Source organism: Amycolatopsis saalfeldensis (genome assembly GCF_900110575.1).
GTDB lineage: Bacteria > Actinomycetota > Actinomycetes > Mycobacteriales > Pseudonocardiaceae > Amycolatopsis > Amycolatopsis saalfeldensis.
This window is the reverse complement of sequence record NZ_FOEF01000001.1, coordinates 334,464-360,532: the sequence shown is the minus strand read 5'-3', so window position 1 is coordinate 360,532 and position 26,069 is coordinate 334,464. Positions and strand designations below refer to the sequence as shown.

The window sequence follows — 26,069 nt, the reverse complement described above, 5'->3', positions numbered from 1 at the left end:
GTGACCCCCGTGACACCATGGAGTGCATGTCCACGCCTGTCGCATCCGAACAGACGCAGGTTGATCCACTCGGGGTCGAAGTCGCCGAGGAGGACAAGCCGTGGCGCACCGTCGTGTGGAACGACCCGGTCAACTTGATGTCGTACGTGACGTACGTGTTCCAGAAGCTGTTCGGCTACAGCCGCGACCACGCCACGAAGCTGATGCTCGACGTGCACCACAAGGGCAAGGCCATCGTGTCGTCGGGTTCCAAGGAGAAGGTGGAGGTCGACGTGGCGAAGCTGCACGCGGCGGGCCTGTGGGCGACCATGGAACAGCCTTCATGAAGCCTTGGCGCCGCAAGGGCGAGTCGATCCTGGCGGGTTTCGAGCAGCAGGAGGCCGCCGTGCTGCGGGGCCTGGTCAGCCAGCTCGAGGATATGCTCACCGCGCGCGCCGAGGAGGCGCCGCAGGACGAGCTGGCCGAGCTCACCGGCATCCGCACCGGGCCGTCGGAGTCGCCGGACGACCCGGTGCTCTCGCGGCTGCTGCCCGACTTCCACAAGCTCGACCCGGACAACCCGACGCGCGAGGACCTCGATTCCGCCGCCGCGATGCGGTCGCTGCACGAGCCGGAGCTGCTGGAGAAGAAGGTCGGCGTCGCGAAGATCGTGCTGGACACGCTGCCCCGCGACGGCGGCAACGTGCGGCTGAGCTTCGAGCAGGCCGACGCCTGGCTGGGCGCGCTCAACGACGTGCGTCTGGCGCTCGGCACCGCCCTCGACGTCACCGAGGACATGCCGGACGAGCTGCCCGACGACGATCCGCGCGCCCCGCACCTCGGCGTTTACCACTGGCTGACCTGGGTACAGGAGACGCTGATCCAAGCACTGACCGCATGAGCGGGCTGACGGATGTGCCGGGCGTGCTGGTCGGTCACCACCAGCGGGTCGGCGGCGGCTGGGCGTCCGGCACCACGGTGGTGCTGGTGCCCGGCGGTGCGACCGGCGCGGTCGACCAGCGCGGCGGCGCCCCCGGCACCCGTGAGACGAACCTGCTGGAGCCGGAGAACCTGGTGCAGCGCGTGAACGCGGTGTGCCTGTCGGGCGGCAGCGCGTACGGGCTCGCGGCGGCCGACGGGGTGATGCGCTGGCTCGGCGAGCGGAACCTGGGCTTCCCGGTCGGCGCGGCGCCGCACGAGGTGGTGCCGATCGTGCCCGCGGCGGTGCTGTTCGACCTGCCGCGCAGCGAATGGGGCAACCGGCCGGACGCGTCTTTCGGTTACGCCGCTTGTGAAGCCGCCGCTTCGGGCGCGGTCGCGCAGGGGACCGTCGGTGCCGGGGCGGGTGCCGTCGTCGGCTCGCTGAAGGGCGGGATCGGGACCGCGAGCGAGGTCGTGAACGGGTTCACGGTGGGCGCGCTGGCCGCGGTGAACGCGGCCGGTGAGGCCGTGGACTTCACCACCGGCCGCCCGTTCGCCGCCGACCACGAGGTGGACGGCGAGTTCGGCGTCCGCTGGCCGGCCCGGCCCGGCTCGGTGCCGCCCGCCGGGACCGACCTGAACACCACGATCGGCATCGTGGCCTGCGACGCGGCCCTGTCCAAGGCCGAGGCGCGACGGCTGGCGGTGGCCGCGCAGGACGGGCTGGCCCGTGCTGTACGGCCCGCGCACACGATGTTCGACGGTGACACCGTTTTCGCACTGGCCACCGGTGCTCGCGAGCTGCCCGTGCCCGCGGGCTCATTCGCCGACGCCCAGCGCGCGGGCGCCCTCGACGCCTTGTGCTCGGCTGCCGCCCGGGTCTTCGCGCGGGCGATGGTGCATGGTCTGCTGGCGGCCACGGCGGCCGGCGGCGTGGTGGCGTACCGGGACGTCTGGCCCGAGGCGTACTGAGCCGCTGAGCTGCGACTCCCAGCATCTGGACACAGTGTGTCCACCACCTAAGATGTCGATGTGCTCCGGATCCGCCGTGAACTCGTTGACGAGATCGTCGCCCACGCCCGCCGTGACCACCCCGACGAGGCGTGCGGGGTGATCGCCGGCGCGGAGGGCTCCGATGTGCCCGAACGGTTCATCCCCATGCTGAACGCGGCCCGCTCGCCGACGTTCTACGAGTTCGACTCGGGCGACCTGCTCAAGCTCTACCGCGAGATGGACGCGAACGACGAGGTGCCGGTGGTCATCTACCACTCGCACACCGCGACGGAGGCCTACCCGTCGCGCACCGACGCGAACATCGCCGCCGAGCCGGAAGCGCACTACGTGCTCGTCTCCACGCGGGACCCCGACTCGCACGAGTTCCGCTCGTACCGGATCGTGGACGCCGAGATCACCGAGGAGCCGGTCGAAATCCTCGGCTGAGCCGCCCGGCTCACCGGAATAAGGGCGGCGTCCCGCGCGTCAGCCTGTGAGAACCCACCGGAGGTAGAAACCCATGGCCGTGACCGTGTCCATCCCGACCATCCTGCGCACGCACACCGGCGGCGAGAAGTCCGTCGAGGCGGCGGGCAAGACCGTCCTCGAGGTGATCGACGACGTCGAGTCGCGCCACGCCGGGCTCAAGGCCCGCCTGGTCAAGGAGGAGAAGCTGCACCGCTTCATCAACGTCTACGTCAACGACGAGGACGTGCGCTTCGCCGGTGGCCTCGAGGCCGAGGTGAAGGACGGCGACACCCTGACGATCCTGCCCGCCGTGGCCGGCGGCGCTCGCTGATCCATGGCCCGCTACGAGTCGCTCCTGGACGCCCTCGGCGGCACCCCGCTGGTCGGGCTTCCCCGGCTTTCCCCGACGCACGACGTGCGGCTGTGGGCGAAGCTCGAGGACCGCAATCCGACCGGTTCGATCAAGGACCGCCCCGCGCTGGCGATGATCGAGGCCGCCGAGCGTGAGGGGCGGCTGCGGCGCGGCTCCACGATCCTGGAGCCGACCTCGGGCAACACCGGCATTTCCCTGGCCATGGCCGCCAAGCTCAAGGGTTACGGGCTGGTCTGCGTGATGCCGGAGAACACCTCCATCGAACGCAAGCAGCTGCTGCAGGCGTACGGCGCGAGGATCGTGTTCTCACCCGCCGCGGGCGGCTCGAACGAGGCCGTCCGCCGGGCGAAGGAGCTGGCGGAGCAGAACCCGGAGTGGGTGATGCTCTACCAGTACGGCAACCCGGCCAACGCGGACGCGCACTACCGCGGCACCGGCCCGGAGCTGCTGAAGGACCTGCCGACGGTGACGCACTTCGTCGGCGGCCTCGGCACGACCGGGACTCTCGTGGGCGTCGGGCGCTACCTGCACGAAGCGAAGCCGGACGTGCAGATCATCGCGGCCGAGCCGCGGTACGGCGAGCTGGTGTACGGCCTGCGCAACCTCGACGAGGGCTTTGTGCCGGAGCTGTACGACCCCAGCGTGCTGAACAGCCGTTTCTCCGTCGGCGCGTACGACGCGCTTCGCCGCACTCGCGAGCTGCTGGAGCACGAAGGCATCTTCGCGGGTATCTCGACGGGCGCGGTGCTTCACGCGGCGCTCGCCGTCGCGGAGAAGGCGGCGGCGAAGGGCGAGCCTGCCGACGTCGCGTTCGTCGTGGCTGACGCGGGCTGGAAGTACCTCTCGACGGGCGCGTACTCCGGTTCCCTGGACGAGGCCGCGGCGCGGCTGGACGGGCAGCTCTGGGCGTGAAGGTCGTCGGCCTGCTGGGCGGCATGAGCTGGGAGTCTTCGGCCGAGTACTACCGGCTGGCGAACGAGCGGGTGAAGGCCGCGCTGGGCGGCTTCCACTCCGCGCGGGTGGTGCTCTACTCGGTCGACTTCGCCGAGGTCGAGGCCATGCAGGCCGAGGACCGCTGGGACGACGCGGGCGCGCTGCTCGGCGAGGCCGCCCGGGCGCTGGAGGCGGCGGGCGCGGACGTGGTGGTGCTCTGCACGAACACGATGCACCAGGTCGCGGACCGGATCGTCGACGGCCTCGGCATCCCGCTGCTGCACTTGGCCGACACCACGGCGTCGGCGATCCGCGCCGCGGGCGTCACCCGAGCCGGGCTGCTGGGCACCGCGTTCACCATGGGCCGGCCGTTCTACCGCGAACGATTGGCCGCGCACGGGCTGGACGTGCTGGTGCCGTCGCCGGAAGACCAGGCGCTGGTGCACCGGATCATCTACGAGGAGCTGGTGCAGGGCGTCATCCGCGCGGAGTCCCGCGAGGCTTACCGCGGCGTGATCCGGCGGCTGGTCGAGGCCGGCGCGGAAGGCGTCATCTACGGCTGCACGGAGATCGAGCTGCTCGTGGACGCCACGGACAGCCCGGTGCCGTCCTTCCCGACCACGCGGCTGCACGCGGAGGCGGCGGCCGACTGGGCGCTCGGCGTCGCGTCGCTGCCGCCTCTTCCCGCTGATCCCCGGGGTCGAGATCAGGGATTTCACCCGAGGCGGGACGCGCCGGTCACGCCGTAACCTGGACGCGTGAGCACACCACTTTCTCCTCTGCCCGCGCCGTCCGGTGACCAGCCCACCGACGTGGCGAAGCGGATCCTGCCGCCGAACCCGAAGACGGCGGCGATCGTGGCGCTTTCGTTCACCTTGGTCCTGTACCTGGTGGAGCTGATCGACGTGATCCTCCCGGCGAACCTGGACCACGGCGGCATCGTGTCGCGGCGGCTTTCGGGGCTCGACGGGATCCTCTGGGCGCCGCTGCTGCACGCCAACTGGTCGCACCTGTTCTCGAACACGGTGCCGGTGCTGGTGTTCTCCTTCCTCGCCATGGCGGCGGGCATCGGGCGCTGGGCCGTGGTCACGGCGATCATCTGGGTGATCTCCGGCGTCGGTGTGTGGCTGGTCGGACCGGGTGGCAACACCTACACCGTGGGTGCTTCCGGGCTCGCTTTCGGCTGGCTGGCCTATCTGCTGGTGCGCGGCATCTTCAACCGCGCGGCCGGCCAGATCCTGGTGGCCGTGGTGCTGCTCGGCATCTGGAGCGGCATGCTCTGGGGCCTGCTGCCCGGCAACACCGGCATCTCCTGGCAGGGCCACCTGTTCGGCGCGCTGGCCGGCGTCCTCGCGGCCTGGCTGACTTCGCGCGGCGATCGACGGAGCGCCAAGGCGATCCCGGCGCCACCCGGCGGTAACCTCGGGGTGTGACCTCCCCGGACGCGCCCATCGGTGTTTTCGACTCCGGCGTCGGCGGTCTCACCGTCGCCCGCTCGATCCTGGAACTGCTGCCGTCGGAGCAGCTTCGCTACGTCGGCGACACCGCGCACAATCCGTACGGCCCATTGCCCATCGCCACGGCTCGCGAGTACGCGCTCGCGGCGCTCGACGACCTCGTCGAAGGTGGCGTGAAGGCCCTCGTGATCGCCTGCAACACCGCTTCGGCCGCCTGTCTGCGCGACGCTCGCGAGCGTTATGACGTGCCGGTGATCGAGGTCGTGCTGCCCGCCGCGCGCCGCGCCGTGGTGGCCACGCACTCGAAGCGCGTCGGGGTCATCGGTACGGAGGGAACGGTCCGCTCGCGCGCGTACGAAGACGCCTTCGCCGCGGCGCCCGACGTGAAGCTCACCAGCGTCGCGTGCCCGCGCTTCGTCGACTTCGTCGAGCGCGGCATCACTTCCGGACGCCAGGTGCTCGGCCTCGCGCAGGGCTACCTGGAGCCGTTGCTGGACGCCGAAGTGGACACGCTGGTGCTCGGCTGCACGCACTACCCGCTGTTGTCCGGGGTGCTGCAGATCGTGATGGGCCAGGAGGTCACGCTCGTCTCCAGCGCCGAGGAGACGGCCAAGGACCTGTTCCGCGTGCTCACCGAACTCGACCTGCTGGCCGAGCGCGACACCCCGCCGCGGCACGAGTTCCTGGCCACCGGATCGCCGGAGCCGTTCACACGCCTCGCCCAGCGCTTCATGGGCTTCGCGCCGGGTGTCCTCTCTCCCACCAGCGCGTAGAACCGAGCCGGGAAGTTTAGGCTGAGGACTGTGCGACTGACGATCCTCGGGTGCTCGGGCAGCATTCCCGGGCCGAACACCGCAGCGTCCGGTTACCTGCTGGAGGCGGAGGGATTCCGGCTCGGGCTCGAACTCGGCAACGGCGCGTTCGCCCAGCTCCAGACGGTGCTCGACCCGTTCGACCTGGACGCGCTGGTCCTTTCGCACCTGCACTCGGACCACTGCGCGGACGTCAACGCGCTCACGGTGCTGCGCCGCTACCACCCCGCGCCGCCGTACCCGGCCCGTCCTCGGAGGCTGCCGCTGTACGCGCCGCCAGACGCGCCTTCGCGCCTCGCCCACGCGTACGCCGCCGACGCGGACGAGCGGGCCGGCGTCGACCTTTCCGACGTCTACGAGTTCCACGCGCTGCGCGAAGAGCGGATCTCGATCGGCCCGTTCGAGGTCACCGCCGTCGCCGTGAACCATCCGACGCCGGCGTTCGGCCTGCGCGTCTCCTACGGCGGCCGGATCCTCGCCTACACCGGCGACACCGGCCCGTGCGCCGCGCTCGGCGAGCTGGCCGACGGCGTCGACGTGCTGCTGTCCGAAGCCTCCTGGACCGACGCGGCCGACCGCCCCGGCGGCGTCCACCTCTCCGGCAAGCAGGCGGGCGAGCTGGCCAAGGACGCCGGCGTCGGGCGGCTGCTGCTCACCCACATCGCGCCGTGGACCGATCGGCGCGCGGTGCTCGCCGAGGCCTCGGCGGTGTTCCCGGACGCCGAGGTCGTGGCCCAGGGCTCGGTCTACGACCTCTGAACGGCAGACTGTCGGGGTGGGGTTCTAGAGTGCACCGCGTGTCGAGAAAAGATGGCAGGAACGACGACCAGCTCCGCGAAGTCAAGATCACCCGCGGCTTCCAGAAGTGGCCCGCCGGTTCGGTGCTGATCGAGTTCGGCAACACCCGGGTGCTGTGCGCGGCGAGCGTCACCGAGGGCGTGCCGCGCTGGCGTGCCGGGTCCGGACTGGGCTGGGTCACGGCGGAGTACGCGATGCTTCCGTCGGCGACGAACACCCGCGGCGACCGCGAATCGGTCAAGGGCCGCATCGGCGGCCGCACCCACGAGATCTCCCGGCTGATCGGCCGGTCCCTGCGCGCCTGCATCGACCTCGCGGCGCTGGGGGAGAACACGATCGTGATCGACTGCGACGTGATCCAGGCCGACGGCGGCACCCGCACGGCCGCGGTGACCGGCGGCTACGTCGCGCTCGCCGACGCCATCACCTGGCTCGGCGCGGCGAACCGGCTCAACGACCCGCAGCCGCTGTCGTCCTCGGTGGCCGCGATCAGCGTCGGCGTGGTGGACGGCCGGGTGCGCCTCGACCTGCCGTACGAGGAGGACTCGCGCGCGGAGGTCGACATGAACGTGGTGGCCACCGACGCCGGCACGATGATCGAGGTGCAGGGCACCGGCGAGGGCGCCACCTTCGCCCGGTCCACTTTGGACACGATGCTGGACATGGCGCTGGCCGGCTGCGCGGACCTCACCCGGATGCAGAACGAGGCGCTGGCGCTGCCGTACCCGGGCGAGCTGCCGGAGCCGCGCCCGGACCGCAAGAAGGGCTCGAAGTGACCCGGCTGCTGCTGGCCAGCCGCAACCAGAAGAAGCTGGGCGAGCTGCGGCGGATCCTCGAGGCCGAGGGCATCTCGGGCATCGAGGTCGTCGGGCTGAACGAGGTCGAGGAGTTCCCCGAGGCGCCGGAGACCGCGCCGGACTTCGAGGGCAACGCCGTCGCCAAGGCCCGCGACGCCGTGGCGGCCACCGGCCTGCCCGCGATCGCCGACGACTCGGGCCTGGCGGTCGACGCGCTGAACGGCATGCCGGGCGTGCTGTCCGCCCGCTGGTCCGGCCGGCACGGCGACGACGAGGCGAACCTGGACCTGGTGCTCGGCCAGCTCACCGACACCCCCGACGAACGCCGCGGCGCCGCCTTCGTGTGCGCCGCCGCGCTGGTCCTCCCGGATGGCGGGGAGACGGTGGTCCGCGGCGAATGGCGCGGCACGCTGATCCGGGAACGCCGTGGCACCAACGGTTTCGGCTACGACCCGATCTTCGTCCCGGACGGCGGGGCGCGCACGTCCGCCGAGCTGCCGCCGGCGGAGAAGGACGCGTCCTCGCACCGTGGCCGGGCCCTGCGCGCGCTGGTCCCGGACCTGCGCAAGCTCGCCGGATCCTGACGGCGCGGCCGCCGGGCGAGCGGGGCCGCTCGCCCGGGGCCGCGGTGATCCATATGCTCGCTGCATGTGTGCTGACATCGTGCTGGCGGAGGACGACCCGAAGCAAGCGGAGCTCGTCCGCCGCTACCTCGAGCGGGAGCGCCATTCGGTAGTGGTCGTGCCCGACGGCCGCGAGACGCTGGAACTCGTCCGCCGCCGCCGGCCCGACCTGCTGGTCCTCGACGTCATGCTGCCCGGGCTGGACGGCCTCGAGGTCTGCCGGATCCTGCGGGCGGAGTCCGACGTGCCGGTGCTGATGCTCACCGCACGGTCCACAGAGGACGATCTGCTGCGCGGCCTCGACCTCGGCGCCGACGACTACATGACCAAGCCGTACAGCCCGCGTGAGCTGATGGCCCGCGTGCGGACCCTGTTGCGCCGCACCCATGCCGCGGAGCGGGACGCCGGGCCGATGCGCGTCGGCGCGCTGTCGGTGGACGTCGGGCGGCACGAGGTGAGCGTGAACGAGAAGCCGGTGGACACCACGCCGGGTGAGTTCCGGCTGCTCGAGGTGATGGCCGCGCACCCGGACCAGGTGTTCACCCGCGGGCAGCTGCTGGAGCACCTGCACGGCTTCGACCGCTACATCACCCAGCGCGCGATCGACGTGCACGTGATGAACCTGCGCAAGAAGATCGAGGTGGCCCCGCGCAAGCCCGCGCGGCTGGTCACCGTCTACGGGGTCGGTTACAAGCTCACGGCGGGGCCGGCCGATGCGCCGTAGCCTGCTGATCCGCTGGATCGCGGTGTCGGCGCTGGTCGCGGTGTGCGCGATCGCGGCCACCGCGTGGCTCGCCGCGCAGACCACCTCGGGGGCGATCCGGCAGGAGCAGGGGCAGGTCTTCGCCGACGACGGCACCATCTACCAGGGCCTGCTGTCCTACGCCGCCACGCACCCGAACTGGGACGGCGCCGGCCCGGTGGTGCGGAAGTACGCGGACGCCACCGGCCGCCGGGTCGTGCTGACCACCCCGCAGGGCAAGGTGATCGCCAGCTCGGACCCGGACCCGGGCCGGCTGCCCGCGCAGCCGTCGGTGGTGATCGACCCGCTGTCGGTGGACCCGGGCCTCGGCGTGCCGTCGACGCCCGACCGGATCGACCCCAGCGCCGTCGGGCCGTACGCGCTGACGGCGGAGGAGCGGCAGTCGCTGATGGCCTTGGCGGACAAGGTGCAGTTGTGCGCGGAGAAGTACAGCGGCGTCGCCGACATCGAGGTCAGCCCGGGCGGGCACCCGCGAGTGGTGGTGCAGGACCCGTTCGCGATGACGCGCTGTGGCGGGCTCGGCCTGGAGCGTCCGGTCGAGACCGAGGAGAACGCGCTGAAGAAGCTGAACCAGCTCGTCAGCGCCTGCTACGGCCGCAACGACCAGTCCACGGCCGCCGTCGAGCTCCCGGCGGTGAACTGGACGTTCGAAGGCCCGGCCTCCAGCGCGACCGACCCGACCGCGCGCAACTGCGTGACGTCGGCCCGGCGCGAGCAGCTGACGCCGTACGTCGCGCCGGCCGCTTGGCTCTACATCACGGAAAAGGGCAGTGACCAGACGCCGAGCGGGTTCACCATGTCCGCGGAGAACCGGGTGCGGCTCGCCGAGGTGGCGGGCGGGATCCTGCTGCTCACCATCGTCGTCACCGGTCTCGCCTCGATCCGGCTGATCCGGCCGCTGCACGCGCTCACCGGCGCGGCCCAGCGGATGAAGGCGGGCGAAACCGGCGCGCGGGTGCGGGTGAAGGGCAAGGACGAGATCGCGCGGCTGGCCGTCGCGTTCAACGACATGTCCGAGGCGCGCGAGCGGCTGGAGGCCGCGCGCAAGGCGATGGTCAGCGACGTCGCGCACGAGCTGCGCACGCCGTTGAGCAACATCCGCGGCTGGCTGGAGGCCACGCAGGACGGCATCAGCAGGCTCGACGACGAGCTGGTCGCGTCCCTGCTGGAGGAGGCGCTGCACCTGCAGCACATCGTCGACGACCTGCAGGACCTGGCGCTCGCCGACGCCGGCTCGCTGCGCGTGCACCCGGAGCCGATCGACGCGAACGTGCTCCTCGCGCAGCTGGCCGCGGCGCACGCCCCGCGCGCCGACGCGGCCGGCGTGCGGCTGACCGTCCCGCTGATGGCGGAGCCCGAGCTGACCGCGGACCCGGTGCGGCTGCGCCAATCCCTCGACAACCTCGTGTCCAACGCCGTGCGCCACACCCCGGACGGCGGCTCGGTCACCGTGACCGGCCGCCGCGACGGCGGTGACGTCGTCTTCGAGGTGGCCGACACCGGCGTCGGCATCGCGCCCGAGGACCTGCCGCACGTGTTCGACCGCTTCTGGCGGGCGGACCGGTCCCGCACCCGCGGCTCCGGCGGCAGCGGGCTGGGCCTGGCCATCGTCCGCAACCTGGCCGAGGCCCACGGCGGCACCGCGGCGGTCACCAGCACACCTGGCCACGGCTCGACCTTCACGCTCCGCTTCCCCATGAACGACTCGTGAGCGTTCAGGCCGCCAGGCCGAGGTCCTTGATCAGCTTCGCGACGTGGCCGGTGGCGCGGACGTTGTAGAGCGCCTTCGCGATCTTGCCCTCGGCGTCCACGATGAACGTGGACCGGATGACGCCCTGCACCACGCGGCCGTAGTTCTTCTTCTCCCCGAACGCGCCCCACGCGGTGAGCACCGCCTTGTCCGGGTCCGAAAGCAGCGGGAAGGTCAGCTGCTCGGCCGCGACGAACTTGGCGAGCTTCTCCGGCTTGTCCGGCGAGACGCCCAGCACCTGGTAGCCGGCGTCGTTCAGCTCGGCGAGGTTGTCGCGGAAGTCGCAGGCCTGCTTCGTGCAGCCCGGCGTGCCGGCGGCGGGGTAGAAGTACACGACCACGGCCTGGCCGCGGAAGTCGCTCAACGAGACGTCCTTGCCCGTGCTGTCGGACAGGGTGAAGTCGGGGGCGGCGTCGCCCGCGGAGAGTCGCTGCTCGGTCATGCCTTGCAGCCTACTGTGCTGGTAGATGCCGAACCGACCGGAAGCAAGCAGTCGGTGCAGGTCCGTCGCCTATCCCGGGCGGCTTGCTCCCGGTCATTCGTCAGTTCAGGCGTCTCCGCAGTAAGTGACGACGCCGGGTTCGGAGCCGCTGGGCCGCAGCTGCACCTTGAGCTGCGTGGTCTCCGCGGGCACGGCGAACGCGAGGGTCATCTGCGCCGTGCGGCCGGACTGAAGGTCCTTGCCGGCGTCGAAAATGCCGTTCAACCCCTGTGTGGCGTCCACGACCTGCTTGGCCGGCCGCCCGGCGATGGTCGCCGTGACGGTGAGGCCGGACAGTTTGTACGCATCAGCGCCGTTGTTCGTCACCTCGATGTCGAATGACGCGGCGCGCGGGCTGCGCGGGTACGCCGCCGGGCTCGGCTGGAACGACTGCGGGGCCGAGACCGAGATCGTGATGCCGCTGGTGAACCGGTGCTCGGCGCCGAACTGCAGCTCGGTCGAGGACTGCGCGGCCGCCGCTTTCGCCGGGGCGCCGCCACCGCCGAGCGCTGCCGTGCCCTCCCTTGCGTCGACCCCGCAGGCCGCCACCCCGAACAGCAGGAAGGCGGACAGCAACAGCTTCGGGGTGCGCGCGGGCGCCATCGCGGGGTACTCCAGTCGGGGTGTGTGCGGGGGCCGTTCGGCGTAGCTGCCGAAGCGGACCCGCTCCACTGTGGCCGTCCATGCACGTGCGCGCGGGGGAAGACGCGCACCTGGTGTCGACCCGTGGCCGATCCGTGACCGAAAGGGCACACCGGGTGACAGTCGTCACCGAAACGCCACTTAAACGGCGAAGGCGAACAGGAGGATGAAGACTGCCACGCCCGCACCCCAGGCGACCATCAGCCAGCCGAAGTCACGCACGGGGTCGACGGCGCGGCTCTCCTCGCCGGGGATGTAGACGCCGCGGTTCTCGAACCAGTCCGTCCACCGGCGGAGCCAGCTCAGCGGGCCGCCTTTCGCCACGCCGCACCTCCGTCTCTCGCTCTTCCGATGGCCAGCCTACGGGTCCGGTGGCCGCGTGGTGAAGCAGCGCCTCTCGCTGGACTGTCTACTTAGGACTGAGGTGCGGTGCCGCGGGCTGAGCGAACTCGGCGAGCCGGGTCGCGATGTGCGGCAGGTCGAGCCGGCCCCGGACGACGTCGTGGACGAACGGCTCGGCCGCGTCCTCGTCCAGCGGCGCGCGCAGCGGGTGGTCGTTGAGGCCGAGGAAGAACCAGGTGGCGGTCCAGGCCAGGCGCTTGTTGCCGTCGATGAGGGGGTGGCCGCGGCCGAGGGATTCCATCAGCGCCGCGGCCTTCTCCCAGACGCCGGGGTAGGCGTCCTCGCCGAACACGGACGTCTGCGGCCGTGCGGCGGCGGAGGCCAGGATGCCCGTGTCGCGCACCGCCAGCTCCCCGGTGACCACCCGCCGCGCGACGACCATCAGGTCGTGCACGGTGAGGTAGTCGATCACCGCGCGAGCCGCTCGTTGAGGCCGGTGCTGGCTTCGAGCACGTGGTCGAGCGCGGCGCAGCGGCGATCCCCCCGCGACGTCACGGCGACCATCAGCGTCTCGCGCACGAAGTCCTGCACACTGCGTCCCGCGGCGGCGGCCTCCCGCCGGATCTCCTCGACCTCGTCGGCGGTGAACTCGACCGGAAGTGTCTGCCCCATGGGAAGACGATAGCGGGGCCGGGACCGCCCTGCTGCGGCCGAAAGTGCTCAGCCGCCCGCGACGGGCCGCTCGAAGAAGGCCCAGTACCGCTGGAAGTCCGGGGGGATTTCGGTGCCCTGGTACGGGTCCCGCTCCACGAAGCCCCGCGACCGGTACAGGCCCTGGGCGTCCTGCATGAAACGCGCTGTGTCGAGCCGGATCGTCGAGGCGCCCAGCTGGGCCGCCTGGTCCAGCAGCCGGTCGAGCAGCTGCGACCCGAGGTGCCGGCCGCGCCAGGCTGGCCGGACGTACATCCGCTTGAGTTCCACGATCCCCGGCGCCAGGGTCCGCAGCGCCCCGGCTCCGGCCAGCTCCCCGGACGCGTCGACGGCGACCAGCAGGGCGCTCGACTTCGTGCCGTAAGCGGCGAGGCCGTCACGCATCTGCGCGGGATCGGTGGGGGCTTCGAGGCCGAACGCGGCCTTGAACTGCCCGGTGGCCCAGGTCATGTACTCGACCATGAGGTCGCCGACCGCGTCCGCCTCCGCGGCGAGGTCGGCCGGGCGGACGAGGAGTGGTGACATGGCTGAAGGCTGCCACAACCGCCGGCGCCCCCTAGAGAACGGGCGGGCCCTGCTCGATCCGGCGCAGGATCGGTGCGAGGCGGAAGAGGTCTTCGCCGGTCTGGAGCCGGCGTTCGTCCCACCAGGTGGCGCCCGCGTCGGCCAGCGGCCCGATCAGGTCACGGGCCTGGGCCCGATCGCCCGGGCTGACCCCGCCGACGACCACCTCGAACGGCTCGTGCTCCCGGCCGTCACGATGCTGGTGGACGTACGCGGCCAGCTCGCGGACCTGGTCGGCCCGCGGAGCCTGCCCGTGCCTCGCGTCGGCGAAGAGCGGGACCACGCCGTCCCAGCGCGCGGCCCGGCGCATCGGCCTTCGGTGCGGCCAGTACCCGGCGATCCAGATCGGCGGGTGGGGGCGTTGCACCGAGGCGGGCAGCAACGTGACGTCGTGGACCTGGTAGTGCCGCCCCTGGTGGTCGACCGGCTCGCCGGTCCAGTAACGCGCCAGCAGATCGAGTCCTTCGTCCAGCCGCTCGGCCAGCACCACCGGGTCGGTCGGCTCGCCGAAGCTGCCGAACTCGTCCGCGATCGGGCCGCCGAGCCCGGCGCTGAAGATCACCCGCCCGCAGCTCGCCGAGTCCAGGGTGGCCACCTGCCGGGCCAGCTGCTCCGGCCGGCGCCGCGCGACCGGGGTGACCAGCGTGCCCAGCCTGATCCGCGAGGTGGCCAGCGCCGCGGCGGTCAGCAGCATCCACGGATCACCGAACGGCTGCCCCTGGCGCTCGCGTTTGTCGTGCACCACGTGATCCCACACGAACAGCGCGTCCCAGCCCGCCTGCTCCGCCGCCGCGGCCACCGCCGCGACGGTCCTGGCGTCGGCGAACTCCCCGAAGTTCGGGATGTTGATCGAAAAGCGCATGGCCCGATCGTGCTTCGCCGGATCGGGCGGGGCAACCGGATATCGCGACGCGCCGGGATCAGCGACCGGGACCGGGTCGCCGGCCCGCGCCCAGCAGCCGTTCCAGCAGCGCGAGGGTCTGGTCGACCAGCGCGTCGGCGGTCCGGCCCAGCCCGGCGGCCTGCTTGGCCAGCTGCCCGTCCGCCCACAGGGAAGCCAGGCCGTGCCCGAAGCCCCACAGGGCGATGGTGAGGACTGCGGCGTCGGTCTCGGCGATCAGCTCGCCGCCGACACAGGTCTGGACGACCTCGCCGACGATCCCGAACGCGGCGTCACCGGCGTTGTGCCCGGCAGGGTTCTTCGGCGACTCGGACAGCTCGGGCCGGAACATCAGGCTGAAGTAGGCCGGCCTGGCCCGCGCGAAGCCGAGATACGCCCGCACGAGCGCGACCAGCGCCGGCACCGGCGCGTCGGCCGTGGCGCGCGCGGCTTCCAGCTGCCGCGCCAGCTCCTCGAAGCCACGGCCGGACAGCGCGGCCAGCAGGCTCGCCCGGTCCGGGAAGTGGTTGTAGGGCGCCCGCGGGCTGACACCCGCGTCGCGCGCCACGCGGCGCAGGCTCACCGCGCCGATGCCCTCGGTCTCGATGAGGTGGAGACACGCGTCCAGCAGGCTCTCGCGCAGGGCTCCGTGGTGGTAGCTGGTTCGGGCTTCGGGCACCTCCGGAGCATAGGCACCGGGGATCGGGTTGACGCGGCTCGACAAATGTATACGATGAATACATCGTTTCCTCGGTTTCCCTCGGATCGGAGTTGCCGGATGCCCCAGCGCGTGCTTGTGACCGGCGGGACCGGCTTCGTCGCCGGCCACGTCATCCAGGAACTGCTCGATCACGGCTACCGGGTGCGGGCGACGGTGCGCACCGCCGCCGCGGCCTTGCCCGCCCCGGTCGAAACGGCCCGGGCGGACCTGGGGTCGGACGAAGGCTGGGCGGAGGCGGTCGCGGGCTGCGACTACGTGCTGCACGTGGCATCGCCGTTCCCCGCCGCCCTCCCGGACGACGAGCAGGAGCTGATCCGGCCCGCGGTCGAGGGCACGCTGCGGGTGCTGCGCGCCGCGGCGGCCGGGGGCACGGTGAAGCGGGTCGTGCTGACCTCGTCGTGCGCGGCCGTCGTGGCCGGTCATGACCGTCGCGACCTGGCGGCGCGTGTGTACACCGAAGCGGACTGGTCGGTTGTGGACGCCAGCCCGCCGTATCAGAAGAGCAAGACGCTCGCCGAGCGCGCCGCGTGGGACTTCGTGGCGGAATTGCCTGCGGCGCAACGGTTCGAGCTGGTCGCGGTCAACCCCGGCCTGGTGCTGGGGCCGCTGGGGCGGGCGTCGGCCGGGACGTCGGTGGACGTCGTGCGCCGGCTGCTGGCCCGGGACGTGCCGGGCTCGGCGCGGATGGCGATGGCGATCGTGGACGTCCGCGACCTGGCCGCCGCGCACCGGCTGGCGATGGAGACCCCTTCGGCCGCCGGCAACCGGTACATCCTGGCCGGCGAGGACATGTGGATGCGCGACGCGGCCCGCGTCCTCGCCGCCGAGTTCGCCGGCCGCGGCTTCCGGGTGCCCACGGGCGTGATGCCGAACTGGGTGCTGTGGCTGGCGGCGCGGTTCGACCGGTCGCTGCGCCTCGCCCTGTACTTCCTGGACCGCCGGGAACGGGTCAGCGCGGCGAAGGCGCAGCGCGAGCTGGGCTGGGTGATGCGGCCGGCGCGCGAAACCCTCGTCGACACCGGGAACAGCCTGATCGAACGGGGCATCGTCACCCCGCGTGGCGCCCGGGCGGTCCCTTCCGCCGAGCCGGCCGGCGGGCGCTGAGGCGGTCGCCGGCCGGCGGAACGCACCCGTCGCAGCCGGTTCCTCGAAGCACGTCAATCGGTCTCAGGGGTGGCGGGCGGGTGTTCGACGGGGAAGAAGATCGGGCTGAGCAGGTACTGCGCGCGGTCCGGCGCGGGCTGGTTGGCCAGTAGCGGCAGGATCGCGCGACGCAGCCCGACGATCATCTCCGTCAGTTCTTCGTGGCTGAGCCATACGGCGTGTTGCCGATAGCCGACGAGATCCGCCACCGGGTCGGCGTTCTCGCGGTCGAGGTAGGCGCCGAACTCGGCGACCAGAACGGCCATCGACGTGGCGAACACGCGGCGGTGGTCGTCGAGCGTGAGCGTCGCGACCGCGTCGGCATCGACGGTCACCCGATCTTGGCGCAGCCGGTATCGGCGTTCCACCGCGCCGCGTACCCGGCGTTCGCCGGCGACCTCCAGGATTCCGCTGGCCGCGAGCAGGTCGACGTGCCGGTAGATCATGGCCTTCGAGGCGTCGGGAATCCGGGCGCACAGCGAAGCGGTGGTGAGTTCCCGCCCGCCGCGCATCGCGTGCACGATCCGCAGCCGAACCGGGTGTGCCAGCAGTTCCAAGGTGTTCACCACCTCAAGTTCTCATATCGTGCTACCATTCGCAAAGTATGAGAACGCTGGGGGCGGCGATGGAGGCGAACCAGGGAGCGATCACCACGGTCGGGACGCCGAGCAGCGAGCCGTTCAACGAGGGTTGGTCATGGTGAGCGTCCCGGTGACCTGCGAGCGTGGCGGGTTCACGGTGGTCATGCCGGTCGACGGCGCCGGGATGGTGCACGGCCTGCGGCTCACGCCGCCGCGCTATGCCGCACCGCGAAAGTTCACCGAACAGGAAGTCACGGTCGGCTCCGGGCCGCTCGTTGTGCCCGGCACGGTGACCCTGCCCCGGGGGCGTGGCCCGTGGCCGGGAGTCGTGTTGCTCACCGCCGGGCCCTTCGACCGGGATCTGGCTGCCGGGCCGAACAAGCCGTTCAAGGGCCTGGCGTGGGGATTGGCCGGCCGCGGCGTGGCGGTGGTGGGCTTCGACAAGGTGAACCACGTCCACGGCGAGGTCGCGGCCGAGCCCGGTTTCACGATGGTCGACGAGTATGTGCTGCACGCGGTTGCTGCCGTCCGCCTGCTCCAGGCCGTCGTCCGGGTCGCCCGATTCGCTCGGCCGACAAGCCGCTCTGGCCGAGGACCCCGACCTGTCACCGGCGACCCCGGCCGCCGAGCTGCTCTTCGGTCGGCCGACGTCGCCGGCTGGCCGGCGCCCCGCGAGGGGAAGCTCGCCCGACTCGTCCGCGGCCTCAAGCACTGACCCGACTGATCCGGAAAGGCAGAGCAATGATCGAAAAAACCGCGGCCTCGGCGACCGCCGGCGAACAGCTGGACTGGCTGGTGGCCGCATCGACCCGTGCACCGCTGCCGGACAACGAGATCCGCCAGCGCATCGCGCCGTCTCTTGTGGACGGAAGTGGTGGTCCGGACGGAATCAACGCGGCACTGGCCGGGGTGGGCCCGCTCACGGTGCACTCGATCCTCGCGACGCGACGCGATCAGGCCCAGGCGGCGGTGCGTGGCCGTGCTGGCGACTACCTCCTGACGGTGCACGTCGACGCCGCAGGACTCGTGCACGACCTGCGGCTGACTCCGGACGAAGCCAAGCCGGCCTCGTGGACGGAGATCGACACGCAGCTCGCAGGACTGGGAACGCGCGTGTCCTTCGCCGCGGCGGAGATCGATCCGGACGGGCGGTGCCGGATCGTGCACGGCGTCGACGCCGAGACGCGAAGACCGATCGGCTCGGCGTTCAAGCTGTACGTGCTGGGCGCGCTCGCCCAGGCCGTCGCCGAGGGACGAGCCTCATGGGACGAACCATTGGCGATCCGCGACGAGTGGAAAAGCCTGCCCTCCGGCACAATGCAGAACCGCCCGGCCGGCGCTTCCTTCCCGCTGTCGGAATTCGCCGACCTCATGATCTCGATCAGCGACAACACCGCCACCGACCACCTGATCCACCGGCTCGGCCGGGACGCGGTGCAGCGCCAGGTGTCCCTGTTCGGCCACCGCCAACCCCGGGCAAACGTCCCGTTCCTCACCACCAAGGCGTTCTTCCGACTCAAGGCCGCCTCCGAGACGGCTCGCGCGCAGTACCTGGCCCTGCATCAACAGGACGAGCGCGCCGCCGCGGTACTGGAGCTCGAACGGCTGCCCCTGCCGGACGTGCGGGAGACCTGGCCCCAGCCCAGAGACATCGACCAGATCGAGTGGTTCGCCTCCCCAGCCGACATCTGCCGCGCCTACGCCGGGCTGCTGCGGCTCGACCAGCCGGGGGTCCACCACGCCCTGTCTCGCAACGACGACGGGCTCAACCTGGACGTGTCCCAGTTCCCAGCGGTGTGGTACAAGGGCGGCAGCGAGCCCGGCGTGGTGACCCTGCACTACCTCGCCCGCACAGCCGACGGCCGCGCCCTGGGAGCCAGCTTCATGGCGTCGGACCCCATCGCCGCACCCGACACCATCACCCTGACGGCCAAAGCCCAGTCCGTCATCCGAGGCATGTTCCACCTGCTGGCAAGACCGGAATGACCGCGTGAACCGCCCTGCAACGAGTCTCCCAAGCGCTCCACGCCCTGGCTTCGGACTGGTGGGGCCGGAGAGACTCGAACTCTCACTGGCACGGACCTAAACCGTGTGCCTCTGCCAATTGGGCTACGGCCCCCGGGAACCTCCGCGAATCGTAGCGCGCACCACGTTCGGGTCGGCTCGGCGTGGCCAGTGGCCGTCGCGGGCGGGGAGTCCTCTAACGTGGGCGCCTACAGTCCGATGCGGCGAGGAGGGCACGTGGCTCGCGACCCCGAGACCATCGAGCGTGAGATCGAGCAGGCCAGGACCAACCTGGTGGCGACGCTCGACCAGCTGGGCACCAAGGCCAACCCGCAGAAGCTCGCGAACGCGGCCAAGGACGGCGTCCGCGCCAAGCTGGACAACCCGAAGGTCAAGTACCCCCTGATCGGCGCCGGTGCGCTGATCGCGGTGCTGCTGCTTCGCAAACTGTTCCGCTGAGCCTTCATCCCGCACCGGAACTCCGCACGCCCCGGGGGTTCTGGTGCGGCTGAGCTCGCCTGCGGGTCCACGCTCCTGCCGGGGCGTCGTTCACTGCACAGTTGCTCCGCGGGCCAGCCGGTTCCGGCATCCGCGGGGCTGGTGCTGATCAGGCGCGAGCGGCCGGCGGCTTCGCCGAGGCACTCGCGGGGATGCCGGGACGGCTGGGCGCCTCGGGCTTGCGGTCCCCGACCTCCTTCGAGAGCTGCTTGCTCGACGGGAGCTGCGGCTTGACCGACCTCGCGGAGGCCTGACCGGGCACGGACACCGGGTCGGCCGTGGAGCCGTCGGCCGGAGCCGGGGTGGCCGTGGAGTCGTCGGAGCTGCCGGACGATGGCGTAGCCGGGTCGACAGGCGCGGTGGCGGGCTTGGCACCGGACTCAGCGGAAGCAGAACCGTCGACGGCAGGATCCACAGCCGCCGAGCCCGTGGGCGCATCACCGGCCGGCGCGGCAGCAGGGGGCTTCGTGCCCGCGGGCGGGACCTGGAGGGGTTCGATCTCCGGGAGGGTCAGCCGGGCGGTCATGTAGGTGCTGGTGAACTCCAGCGCACTGCCGTTGAGCAGGTGCACGACCGTGGGTCGCCCGTCCGGGGCGACCTGTTCCACCAGCTGGTCGGCGCGGTCACGGGCAGCGATGATCCCCGGCGCCTTTGCCGACAGCTCCTTGCCCCGGCCGTTGACGGTGATCGTCCAGTCTTCGTCGTCGTGCAGGTACGTCGCTGTGATCGTCTCCACCACTGTCCCACCCCTCTCGTCATCAGCATGCGTTACTGGCCGGGACTCGGCCACCGCACGCTCATGACGCGATTTTCTGCTCCCCGCGACTCTCCATCAGTCTTTCTACAGTGTCATCGATACAGTAGGAAAACTCTGTGTCACAAGTAACGAGAGGGAATGAGCGCTGAGTGACGACCGAATGGCCTAATGCACGCGCATCTTCACGGGCGTCTCAGCGGCCGGGTCGTGACAGTCCGGACCAGAGCATGTCCATGGCGTAGCCGGTCGCCGTCTCGGGGGTCACGGCGGGGAAGCGCTCGCACCAGATCGCGAGCCGCTCGCAGGCGCCGACGACGAGTTCGGCGGACGCTTCGGCGCGCATCCCGTCCTCGCTGTCGAAATGGCCGCTCATCAGAGCGGCGATCAGGTCGGTCTGCTGGCGGCGGGTCCGCTCGATCTCATCGGCCGCCGGCGTGCCGATCAGCGCCATTTCGTGCCGCAGCAGCGACCAGGCCTGACGGCGCTCGCGGATGAACACGAAAAACGCCAGCAATCCGCGTCGCAGCGCCTCTTCCGCGGTCTCCGCCCCGACCGTCGCCCGCTCCGTGACCTCGCGCAACGCCGCCCGCGACTGCGCGATGCACGCCAGCAGCAAGCCTTCCTTCGAGTGGAAGTACTCGTACAGCATCGGCTTCGACACGCCCACCAGCTCGGCGATCTCGTCCATCGAGGCCGCCGCGTAGCCGCGCTCGCTGAACACCTTCTCCGCGACCTCGATCATCTGCCGTTCCCGTTCGGCTCGAGGCATGCGCTTGCGTTTCGCGGTGGTCACGGGCTCACTCTACCGGCAGTAACCTACTGCTGAGTAAGTTCGAGGTGGCAACGCCTGGCGACGTCGAGGGCCACCCGGTGCTCGGCGGCGCGAGGGGGACGTTCGCGCCGCCGAGCGGTCATGGGTGGTCCGGTGACCTGAGGGCGGGCGGCCGCCGGGCGCGCGACGCCGACCACTCGGCGTCACCGGTGGTGGAGCGGGAACTTTTCGGGCAGGCGGAAGCCGCCCTGCTGCAGTAACGGAGACCTCCGGCAGTCGCGCGCGTTCGGCGCCGGAACCCGTGGATCCCGGCGGTGAAGGGGACTTCGCGGCCCTCGACGACGCGAAAAGTCCCCCTCGTGCCAGACGGGTCAGGCGCTGGGCGCGAGCTTGCGGAGGTGGGTGATCAGGTCGACGGTCGGCAGGTCGCAGAGTTCCGCCATGCGTTCCAGCGCCGCGAGGTCGAGCGAAACCTCCGCCGAGCTCGAGTCCGGGCCCGGATCGGCGGCCTGGCGGAGGCGGTCCTCCGCCCAGCGGCGCAGCGGCAGCAGCTCAGGGGACGCCTCCGCGATCACCCGGTGGAGGTCGACCCGGACGCGGCCGGGCTCTTCCACGAATACGCGTCTGTGCACCTTCGCCAGCAAGTCCTGGGGAAGCTCGTCCATGGCGACGCACAGCTCCACCAGGCGCACCACGGAACACTGGCGCGTGCCCAGCTCGTACGTCGCCAGCGTCTGCAGGGAGATTTCGCTCTGCAGATGCCGGTTCAGCTCCTTGCGCGTCCAGCCGCGGCCGCGCCTGAGCTTGCGGAGCTCGTCCCCGAGTATCCGCTGGTAGTGCTCAACGTCGATCACCACTCCTCGTCCCCTGCCCTGATCACGCTCCACCGCGTCGCGTCCGCTGTCGGTGCGGCGAACGTGTACGCGTCTCACGTGTATGAAAGTGGGCAGTGCGCTTTTCCTTACGCGGTTTCGCCGAAGACTTTGGTGACGATTTCGGCAACTGCTCCGAATGGAGTACCGCGCTGACCCGAACAGGTCAGTTGACGCAGGGCACGCCGTCGGCCGTGATGGGCTTGTCGCCCCCGCTGTCCCCGGCCGGCGGGGCCGCGGGGGAGGACGGCGCGCTGGAGGGGGCGCCGGCGGCGTTCGAGCCGCCGGAACTCGAGGTGGACGGGGAGTAGTCCGAGCCGAGGAAGATCATCACGTGCCCGGCGCTGACGCTCTTGTCCTCCTGGACCGTGGCCTTCGTGCCCAGCGCGTCGGCGACCGCCTGCCCGGCGGTCTTCCCGCCCTTCGGCACCCAGATCACGGTGGTCTTGCGCGAGGTCCCGTTCGCCGTGTCGCCCGCGGTGAAGCCCTTGCCGGCCAGCTCCTTGGAGACGCTCGCCGCCAGGCCGGTGCGGCCCGAGGAGTTGCGGACGTCGACGGTGGTCGCCTTGTTCGCGCTGTCGGCCGCGGGCGGCGGCGCCTGCTGCTGGCCCGGCTGCTGCGGGACCAGCCCCTGCACGAACGCCCGGACCGCGGCCGGGTCCACCTTGATCGCGGAGCCGTCGCTCGGGGTCTGGTAGTCGACGTTCTCCACCGGGATGGTGCGGAACTCGAGCTGCCCGCCGGTGAGGCCCTTCATCTGCTCGGCGAAGCCGAAGATGTCCCAGTTCTGGTTGAGCACCACGGACTTCTTGATGGCGTCGATCAGCGCGTTGAGCTTCGTCGGGTCGGTCAGCGTGCCGGCCGAGAGCACCTTGCGCGCCATACCGGCCATGAACACCTGCTGGCGCACGACGCGGTCGAGGTCGCCGCGGGGCAGCCCGTGGCGCTGCCGGACGAACTCGAGCGCCTGCACACCGGAGATGGTGTGCACGCCCTTGGTGAAGTTCGCTCCGGAGTAGGTGTCGTTGACGTTGTCGGCCAGGCAGACGTCGACGCCGCCGATGGCCTGCGTGATGTCGCTGAAGCCGAGCAGGTTGATCGCCGCGTAGTTGTCGATCGTGGACCCGGTGAGCTCCTCGACGGTGGAGATCAGCTCCTTCGCGCCGGCCTGGTTGGCCTTGACGTCGAGCTCCTTCGGGTCCGTGACGCCCTGTTTCTGCAGGTCCTTGCGGGCCTGGAGCATCGCGCGGGCGTACGCGGAGTTGATCTTGTGCTTGCCGTAGCCGCCGGGGATGTCCACGTACGAGTCGCGCGGCAGCGAGATGGCGACGGCCTTGCTGCCGTTGTTCGGGATGTGCACGAAGATCAGCGAGTCGGTGTTCAGCTCGCCGTCGGACTCGCCCGCGCGCAGCTGGTCGAGCAGCTGCTGGGAGAGCGGGTTGCCCTGCGCGTCGGTGCGGCTGTCGAGGCCGACCAGGAGGATGTCGCGGGCGCCGTCGGCCGGCTGGTCGCCGCCGGACTTCGGGTCGATCACGTCGGCGTAGTTGAGGCCGTTGACCAGGCCCTGGAACGAGGCCCACGCGTACCCGGTGAGGCCCATGACCAGCAGCGACACCACGGTGAGGGCGATCTTGGCGCTGCGGAAGGAGTTGCGGCGGACCCGCTGGGCCGGCCTGCGGTTCGGCGGGGGGCCAGGGCGGCGAGGCGGGCCCTGACGCGGGTCGCGGGGCTCCCGGGGAGCGCCGTACTCGGCGTTTTCGCGGGGTGCGCGCCCGGGCGGCGGGACGCGGCGGGCCGGGCCACGCCCTGGCGTGTCCTGCCAGGGGCGGGCTGGGCGGCGGTCGCCTTGCCCGTTCCGAGGCGGGTAATCCACGCGTCGGCTCCTTCTCATCAGTCCTGCGGTCCCGGTCTTGAAGACGCATCGTGCCGGGACGTGGTTGCCGTAGGTTTACACATCCCCTTCTTCGTGTGGCACGCACCACCCATGTTGCGCCATGCGCGCCTTGTTCGCCCGACCGGCGGAATGCCGGTCGGACCCGGAGTGTCCGGCTCAGCCCGGTGTCACCCCGGCCGCGCGCCGGGCCGGGACCAGGCACGATGCCGCGGCGATCAGGGCGAACGCCGCGGTCGCGGCGTGCAGGACAACCGTGGCGGCGCCCGAGGGCTCGCCGTCCGAGGCGGCCACCAGCGCCGGGATGCAGCCCAGCGCGCAGGCCAGCCAGGTGCTCGCCGCCGTGGTCGCGCCGGTCCGGATCGTGTGCAGCAGCAGCACGCCGAGCAGGAGGTGGACCAGGCTCTGCACCGGGTCGAAGCGGAGGCCGAACAGGTCGGCGTCCGCGGCGACGTCGCCGAAGCGGGCCAGCGCGAGGCCGAACACGCCGGCCGTCGCGTAGGCGATGCCGAGCACGGCGGCCGCCCTGGTCAGCAGCATCGCGTGCCAGCCGGGTCCGGTGCGGACGCGGACCGGCGGCTCGACGACTTCCCCGGCCGTCGCGCCCGGGCGGCGCTCGAACCACCAGAACACCGCGACCGCGGGTATCGCGAGCAGCGCGACGGCCATCGCGGTCCGCGGGCGGATCAGCCAGCTGAGGCCGTCGGCGATCGGGCCCGGCAGGTACACCACGGCGACGAGCAGCAGCATCGCCGCGAGGAACGCCAGGTACAGGCTCATCGGCGCGCGCAGCACCAGCCCCGCCGCCCGCCGGACCACGGGCCGAGCCGCCCAGCGCCGCAGCGGCGCCGCGAAGAGCCCGGCCAGACTCAGCTGTGTGACGCCCAGCAGCAGCACTTCCCACGGTGTGGCGGACAGGGCCGCGGGTGCACCGGGGCTGCCGAGCAGCGTCGGCGAGGCACCCAGCACGAAGCTCGCCACCGCGAGCCCGCCGGCGCCCACCGCTGCCGCCACGGCCAGCACTCGCCGGGAGGGCCGAACGCCGTCAGCGTGCGCGAAGGCCAGCTGCTGGGCCAGCAGTGCCAGCGCGAGCGTCGCGCCGTAACGCGGCAGTTGCGAGCCCGACCAGGTCGTCGCCAGTTCGCCCGCGACGACCAGGGCCAGCAGCGTCAGCACGGACGCCGACCTCGCCCTGCGGTAAAGCGCCAGCAGGGCCGGCGCGCAGACGATCATCAGCAGGTACACGCCCAGCAGCCACAGCGGGTGCAGCGCGATCCGCATCACCGTGGCGTTGGTGCCCGCCGGGATGCCGAGCAGTTCCAGCGCCAGCGGCACGAGCAGCGCCACCACGGCGAAGATCAGCGCGGGCCGCAGCAGCGGGCTCGCGCGCTCGGCGAGGTAGTGCCGGTAGCCGCGATCGCGTTCGGCCCGCCAGCCCGCCTCGTTGGCGTGGCCGCCGGCGAAGAACAGCAGCGGGGTCAGCTGCGCGAGCCAGGTCAACGGCCACAGCGCCGATTCCGGCGCGCCCGCCCAATCGGCGAGCGCGGTCACGGACTCGCCGAGCATCAGCAGCGCCGCACCACCCGCGCCGAGCAATGCCCACCGCGTCGGCGGGCCGGTCCGGCGCACCGCGGGCCGGGTCCGCCGGGCCGCGGGCCAGCCGCGCAGCCGGAACACCAGCAGCGCGCCGATGACCAGCACGCCCGCCACCATCGGGCCGATCGGGTCGCCGACCGGCGGGCCCCAGCGCTGGTGCCACGAGTTCACCACCAGCCCGGCCGAATACAGCGTCGCGACGAGCTGGCAGGTGCGGGGCGAATCCATCGGGTTCAGCGCGCAGGTGTGGTGCATGTCCTTCGACAGCTGGGCGTCGAGCGAAGCGCGGACCTGCTGGTCCAGCGGGTGGCCCTTCTTGTCGGCGTAACGCAGCAGGTCGTAGCCGAGGTCGTGCGCCTTGCACGGCACCGAGTAGTCCCACTTCGTGTTGTCGTCACCCCACGGCGCGGAGCAGCCGCCGTCGACGTGCACGGCCCGCACGGTCCCGTCACGCGCGGTCAGCACGCCCGGCCGCACGTCCATCACGGCGGTGAAGTCCTTGGGCAGCAAGGCCAGCGCGCTCGGCTGCGGGCCGGGGTGCACGAGCGCCTCGATGGCGTTCTGCGCCGCCAGCACGTCACCCGTCGGCGGCCCCTGGTCCGGCGGTGACGCCGGTCGCGAGGCGATCAGCCCGAAGGCGAACACGATGAAGAGGACGAGCAGCAGCCACCCCGACGTCGACCAGCGACGTCGTGGGCGTGCGGCGGCCGGGGCGCGGTCGTCGGTGGCTGGCATGGGTCCCAGGGTGCCAGCCCGCCCGCCGGGACGGCACGGTGACAGCCCCCGGCGTGGGCGGGGGATAGCCCCCGATGCCGACGGCGCCGAACATACCGCTTATTTCGGGCGCTGCTGAATTACGGCCCGGAAAGCCTGGTGGAAAGCCAATTCTGCCGCCGGAGTCGAACGCGATTAATCGGATTTCGAGTCCGGGTCAATGGCGGGCCGGA

At 71.6% G+C, this 26,069-nt stretch carries 33 protein-coding genes and 1 tRNA gene; 19 read left to right on the top strand and 15 right to left on the bottom strand.

The features are described from left to right. The first annotated feature begins 26 nt into the window (after positions 1 to 26). From clpS to BMY97_RS01555, 14 genes are all read left to right on the top strand, one after another. Positions 27 to 326, top strand: a complete 300-nt coding sequence (gene clpS, locus BMY97_RS01620; RefSeq protein WP_091611360.1) for an ATP-dependent Clp protease adapter ClpS — start codon at positions 27 to 29, stop codon at positions 324 to 326. After that, on the top strand, positions 323 to 880 hold the full coding sequence (locus tag BMY97_RS01615) for a DUF2017 domain-containing protein (RefSeq protein ID WP_091611358.1): 558 nt from the start codon (positions 323 to 325) through the stop codon (positions 878 to 880). Before clpS ends, BMY97_RS01615 begins: the two co-directional genes overlap by 4 nt. Then, positions 877 to 1,872 carry a P1 family peptidase gene (locus BMY97_RS01610; RefSeq protein WP_091611355.1) on the top strand — a complete coding sequence of 332 codons (996 nt, stop codon included), beginning with the start codon at positions 877 to 879 and terminating at the stop codon, positions 1,870 to 1,872. Before BMY97_RS01615 ends, BMY97_RS01610 begins: the two co-directional genes overlap by 4 nt. A 60-nt stretch (positions 1,873 to 1,932) precedes the next feature. Next, entirely contained in the window at positions 1,933 to 2,340 is a 408-nt protein-coding gene (locus BMY97_RS01605; protein WP_091611353.1) for a M67 family metallopeptidase, read from the top strand. A gap of 73 nt (positions 2,341 to 2,413) precedes the next feature. Beyond that, positions 2,414 to 2,692, top strand: a complete 279-nt coding sequence (locus BMY97_RS01600) for a MoaD/ThiS family protein (RefSeq protein ID WP_091611350.1) — start codon at positions 2,414 to 2,416, stop codon at positions 2,690 to 2,692. Between the two features lie 3 nt (positions 2,693 to 2,695). Beyond that, positions 2,696 to 3,646, top strand: a complete 951-nt coding sequence (locus BMY97_RS01595; protein ID WP_091611347.1) for a PLP-dependent cysteine synthase family protein — start codon at positions 2,696 to 2,698, stop codon at positions 3,644 to 3,646. Continuing rightward, the gene (locus BMY97_RS01590) at positions 3,643 to 4,416 is read left to right on the top strand and encodes an aspartate/glutamate racemase family protein (protein WP_091611345.1); all 774 of its coding nucleotides are present in this window, start codon (positions 3,643 to 3,645) and stop codon (positions 4,414 to 4,416) included. The genes BMY97_RS01595 and BMY97_RS01590 overlap by 4 nt, the downstream gene beginning before the upstream one ends. Positions 4,417 to 4,425: 9 nt before the next feature. Beyond that, entirely contained in the window at positions 4,426 to 5,100 is a 675-nt protein-coding gene (locus BMY97_RS01585) for a rhomboid family intramembrane serine protease (protein ID WP_245787094.1), read from the top strand. Continuing rightward, positions 5,097 to 5,897 (top strand): glutamate racemase, encoded by an 801-nt coding sequence (murI, locus tag BMY97_RS01580; protein ID WP_091611342.1) that lies wholly within the window; start codon positions 5,097 to 5,099, stop codon positions 5,895 to 5,897. Before BMY97_RS01585 ends, murI begins: the two co-directional genes overlap by 4 nt. Positions 5,898 to 5,927: 30 nt before the next feature. Further along, on the top strand, positions 5,928 to 6,695 hold the full coding sequence (locus BMY97_RS01575) for an MBL fold metallo-hydrolase (RefSeq protein WP_091611339.1): 768 nt from the start codon (positions 5,928 to 5,930) through the stop codon (positions 6,693 to 6,695). A gap of 38 nt (positions 6,696 to 6,733) precedes the next feature. Further along, a complete protein-coding gene (rph, locus tag BMY97_RS01570; RefSeq protein WP_091612805.1) occupies positions 6,734 to 7,510 on the top strand; it encodes a ribonuclease PH in 777 nt (258 codons plus the stop codon). Continuing rightward, on the top strand, positions 7,507 to 8,115 hold the full coding sequence (rdgB, locus tag BMY97_RS01565; RefSeq protein WP_091611337.1) for an RdgB/HAM1 family non-canonical purine NTP pyrophosphatase: 609 nt from the start codon (positions 7,507 to 7,509) through the stop codon (positions 8,113 to 8,115). The genes rph and rdgB overlap by 4 nt, the downstream gene beginning before the upstream one ends. A gap of 64 nt (positions 8,116 to 8,179) precedes the next feature. After that, positions 8,180 to 8,878 carry a response regulator transcription factor gene (locus tag BMY97_RS01560; protein ID WP_091611334.1) on the top strand — a complete coding sequence of 233 codons (699 nt, stop codon included), beginning with the start codon at positions 8,180 to 8,182 and terminating at the stop codon, positions 8,876 to 8,878. Then, positions 8,868 to 10,628: a sensor histidine kinase gene (locus BMY97_RS01555; RefSeq protein ID WP_091611331.1), complete on the top strand. Its 1,761-nt coding sequence runs from the start codon at positions 8,868 to 8,870 to the stop codon at positions 10,626 to 10,628. Before BMY97_RS01560 ends, BMY97_RS01555 begins: the two co-directional genes overlap by 11 nt. 4 nt (positions 10,629 to 10,632) lie before the next feature. Here the strand turns inward: BMY97_RS01555 and bcp are convergent, their stop codons facing one another. The 8 genes from bcp to BMY97_RS01515 all read right to left on the bottom strand — a co-directional run bounded on the left by bcp (position 10,633) and on the right by BMY97_RS01515 (position 14,966). Then, positions 10,633 to 11,109 (bottom strand): thioredoxin-dependent thiol peroxidase, encoded by a 477-nt coding sequence (gene bcp, locus BMY97_RS01550; protein WP_091611327.1) that lies wholly within the window; start codon positions 11,107 to 11,109, stop codon positions 10,633 to 10,635. 105 nt (positions 11,110 to 11,214) lie between these two features. Next, entirely contained in the window at positions 11,215 to 11,820 is a 606-nt protein-coding gene (locus tag BMY97_RS01545) for a hypothetical protein (RefSeq protein ID WP_425425212.1), read from the bottom strand. 111 nt (positions 11,821 to 11,931) lie between these two features. After that, positions 11,932 to 12,114, bottom strand: a complete 183-nt coding sequence (locus BMY97_RS01540; protein WP_091611324.1) for a hypothetical protein — start codon at positions 12,112 to 12,114, stop codon at positions 11,932 to 11,934. An 85-nt stretch (positions 12,115 to 12,199) separates the two neighbouring features. After that, positions 12,200 to 12,604, bottom strand: a complete 405-nt coding sequence (locus BMY97_RS01535) for a type II toxin-antitoxin system death-on-curing family toxin (protein WP_245787093.1) — start codon at positions 12,602 to 12,604, stop codon at positions 12,200 to 12,202. Further along, positions 12,601 to 12,804, bottom strand: coding sequence for a plasmid mobilization protein (locus BMY97_RS01530; RefSeq protein WP_091611322.1), 204 nt, complete (start codon positions 12,802 to 12,804; stop codon positions 12,601 to 12,603). The genes BMY97_RS01535 and BMY97_RS01530 overlap by 4 nt, the downstream gene beginning before the upstream one ends. A 48-nt stretch (positions 12,805 to 12,852) precedes the next feature. After that, complete coding sequence (locus BMY97_RS01525; RefSeq protein ID WP_091611319.1) at positions 12,853 to 13,368, bottom strand: GNAT family N-acetyltransferase; 516 nt, start codon at positions 13,366 to 13,368, stop codon at positions 12,853 to 12,855. Positions 13,369 to 13,399: 31 nt separating this feature from the next. Next, a complete protein-coding gene (locus BMY97_RS01520; RefSeq protein ID WP_091611316.1) occupies positions 13,400 to 14,269 on the bottom strand; it encodes an LLM class flavin-dependent oxidoreductase in 870 nt (289 codons plus the stop codon). Positions 14,270 to 14,327: 58 nt separating this feature from the next. After that, positions 14,328 to 14,966: a TetR/AcrR family transcriptional regulator gene (locus BMY97_RS01515; protein ID WP_091612797.1), complete on the bottom strand. Its 639-nt coding sequence runs from the start codon at positions 14,964 to 14,966 to the stop codon at positions 14,328 to 14,330. Between the two features lie 99 nt (positions 14,967 to 15,065). Here BMY97_RS01515 and BMY97_RS01510 point away from each other — a divergent pair, with 99 nt between their 5' ends. Next, positions 15,066 to 16,112, top strand: a complete 1,047-nt coding sequence (locus BMY97_RS01510; RefSeq protein ID WP_091611314.1) for an NAD-dependent epimerase/dehydratase family protein — start codon at positions 15,066 to 15,068, stop codon at positions 16,110 to 16,112. 53 nt (positions 16,113 to 16,165) lie between these two features. Here the strand turns inward: BMY97_RS01510 and BMY97_RS01505 are convergent, their stop codons facing one another. Further along, positions 16,166 to 16,717, bottom strand: coding sequence for a helix-turn-helix domain-containing protein (locus tag BMY97_RS01505; protein WP_091612794.1), 552 nt, complete (start codon positions 16,715 to 16,717; stop codon positions 16,166 to 16,168). A gap of 130 nt (positions 16,718 to 16,847) precedes the next feature. Between BMY97_RS01505 and BMY97_RS01500 the strand changes: the two genes are divergently transcribed. Both BMY97_RS01500 and BMY97_RS01495 read left to right on the top strand, forming a co-directional pair. After that, entirely contained in the window at positions 16,848 to 17,447 is a 600-nt protein-coding gene (locus BMY97_RS01500) for a hypothetical protein (protein WP_245787092.1), read from the top strand. 26 nt (positions 17,448 to 17,473) lie between these two features. Next, entirely contained in the window at positions 17,474 to 18,718 is a 1,245-nt protein-coding gene (locus BMY97_RS01495) for a serine hydrolase (protein ID WP_091611311.1), read from the top strand. 56 nt (positions 18,719 to 18,774) lie between these two features. Here the strand turns inward: BMY97_RS01495 and BMY97_RS01490 are convergent. Then, a tRNA-Leu gene (locus tag BMY97_RS01490) sits at positions 18,775 to 18,851 on the bottom strand. Between the two features lie 122 nt (positions 18,852 to 18,973). Here BMY97_RS01490 and BMY97_RS01485 point away from each other — a divergent pair. After that, positions 18,974 to 19,195 (top strand): DUF3618 domain-containing protein, encoded by a 222-nt coding sequence (locus BMY97_RS01485; RefSeq protein WP_091611307.1) that lies wholly within the window; start codon positions 18,974 to 18,976, stop codon positions 19,193 to 19,195. A 148-nt stretch (positions 19,196 to 19,343) separates the two neighbouring features. Here the strand turns inward: BMY97_RS01485 and BMY97_RS49465 are convergent, their stop codons facing one another. Together BMY97_RS49465 and BMY97_RS01475 are read right to left on the bottom strand one after the other, a co-directional pair. Beyond that, complete coding sequence (locus tag BMY97_RS49465) at positions 19,344 to 19,970, bottom strand: hypothetical protein (RefSeq protein ID WP_425425211.1); 627 nt, start codon at positions 19,968 to 19,970, stop codon at positions 19,344 to 19,346. Positions 19,971 to 20,184: 214 nt separating this feature from the next. Then, positions 20,185 to 20,784 carry a TetR/AcrR family transcriptional regulator gene (locus BMY97_RS01475; RefSeq protein ID WP_091611302.1) on the bottom strand — a complete coding sequence of 200 codons (600 nt, stop codon included), beginning with the start codon at positions 20,782 to 20,784 and terminating at the stop codon, positions 20,185 to 20,187. 44 nt (positions 20,785 to 20,828) lie between these two features. Between BMY97_RS01475 and BMY97_RS01470 the strand changes: the two genes are divergently transcribed. Further along, a complete protein-coding gene (locus BMY97_RS01470) occupies positions 20,829 to 21,023 on the top strand; it encodes a hypothetical protein (protein ID WP_091611299.1) in 195 nt (64 codons plus the stop codon). Between the two features lie 111 nt (positions 21,024 to 21,134). On the opposite strand, the gene BMY97_RS01465 is transcribed toward BMY97_RS01470, so the two are convergent. The 3 genes from BMY97_RS01465 to BMY97_RS01455 all read right to left on the bottom strand — a co-directional run bounded on the left by BMY97_RS01465 (position 21,135) and on the right by BMY97_RS01455 (position 25,857). Further along, positions 21,135 to 21,620, bottom strand: coding sequence for a helix-turn-helix domain-containing protein (locus BMY97_RS01465; protein WP_091611296.1), 486 nt, complete (start codon positions 21,618 to 21,620; stop codon positions 21,135 to 21,137). A 181-nt stretch (positions 21,621 to 21,801) separates the two neighbouring features. Then, on the bottom strand, positions 21,802 to 23,508 hold the full coding sequence (locus tag BMY97_RS01460) for an LCP family protein (RefSeq protein WP_091611294.1): 1,707 nt from the start codon (positions 23,506 to 23,508) through the stop codon (positions 21,802 to 21,804). A gap of 177 nt (positions 23,509 to 23,685) precedes the next feature. After that, positions 23,686 to 25,857, bottom strand: coding sequence for a phospholipase A2 (locus BMY97_RS01455; protein ID WP_091611291.1), 2,172 nt, complete (start codon positions 25,855 to 25,857; stop codon positions 23,686 to 23,688). Positions 25,858 to 26,069 lie beyond the last annotated feature (212 nt).

Excerpts from the sequence above, each read along its gene's own strand:
- BMY97_RS01600 (WP_091611350.1), top strand. The coding sequence starts at position 2,414 with ATGGCCGTGACCGTGTCCATCCCGACCATCCTGCGCACGCACACCGGC.
- BMY97_RS01525 (WP_091611319.1), bottom strand. The coding sequence starts at position 13,368 with ATGTCACCACTCCTCGTCCGCCCGGCCGACCTCGCCGCGGAGGCGGAC.
- BMY97_RS01510 (WP_091611314.1), top strand. The coding sequence starts at position 15,066 with ATGCCCCAGCGCGTGCTTGTGACCGGCGGGACCGGCTTCGTCGCCGGC.
- BMY97_RS01615 (WP_091611358.1), top strand. The coding sequence starts at position 323 with ATGAAGCCTTGGCGCCGCAAGGGCGAGTCGATCCTGGCGGGTTTCGAG.
- BMY97_RS01595 (WP_091611347.1), top strand. The coding sequence starts at position 2,696 with ATGGCCCGCTACGAGTCGCTCCTGGACGCCCTCGGCGGCACCCCGCTG.
- bcp (WP_091611327.1), bottom strand. The coding sequence starts at position 11,109 with ATGACCGAGCAGCGACTCTCCGCGGGCGACGCCGCCCCCGACTTCACC.
- BMY97_RS01555 (WP_091611331.1), top strand. The coding sequence starts at position 8,868 with ATGCGCCGTAGCCTGCTGATCCGCTGGATCGCGGTGTCGGCGCTGGTC.
- BMY97_RS01455 (WP_091611291.1), bottom strand. The coding sequence starts at position 25,857 with ATGCCAGCCACCGACGACCGCGCCCCGGCCGCCGCACGCCCACGACGT.
- BMY97_RS01520 (WP_091611316.1), bottom strand. The coding sequence starts at position 14,269 with ATGCGCTTTTCGATCAACATCCCGAACTTCGGGGAGTTCGCCGACGCC.
- BMY97_RS01560 (WP_091611334.1), top strand. The coding sequence starts at position 8,180 with ATGTGTGCTGACATCGTGCTGGCGGAGGACGACCCGAAGCAAGCGGAG.
- BMY97_RS01530 (WP_091611322.1), bottom strand. The coding sequence starts at position 12,804 with ATGGGGCAGACACTTCCGGTCGAGTTCACCGCCGACGAGGTCGAGGAG.
- BMY97_RS01495 (WP_091611311.1), top strand. The coding sequence starts at position 17,474 with ATGATCGAAAAAACCGCGGCCTCGGCGACCGCCGGCGAACAGCTGGAC.
- BMY97_RS01610 (WP_091611355.1), top strand. The coding sequence starts at position 877 with ATGAGCGGGCTGACGGATGTGCCGGGCGTGCTGGTCGGTCACCACCAG.
- clpS (WP_091611360.1), top strand. The coding sequence starts at position 27 with ATGTCCACGCCTGTCGCATCCGAACAGACGCAGGTTGATCCACTCGGG.
- BMY97_RS01500 (WP_245787092.1), top strand. The coding sequence starts at position 16,848 with ATGGTGAGCGTCCCGGTGACCTGCGAGCGTGGCGGGTTCACGGTGGTC.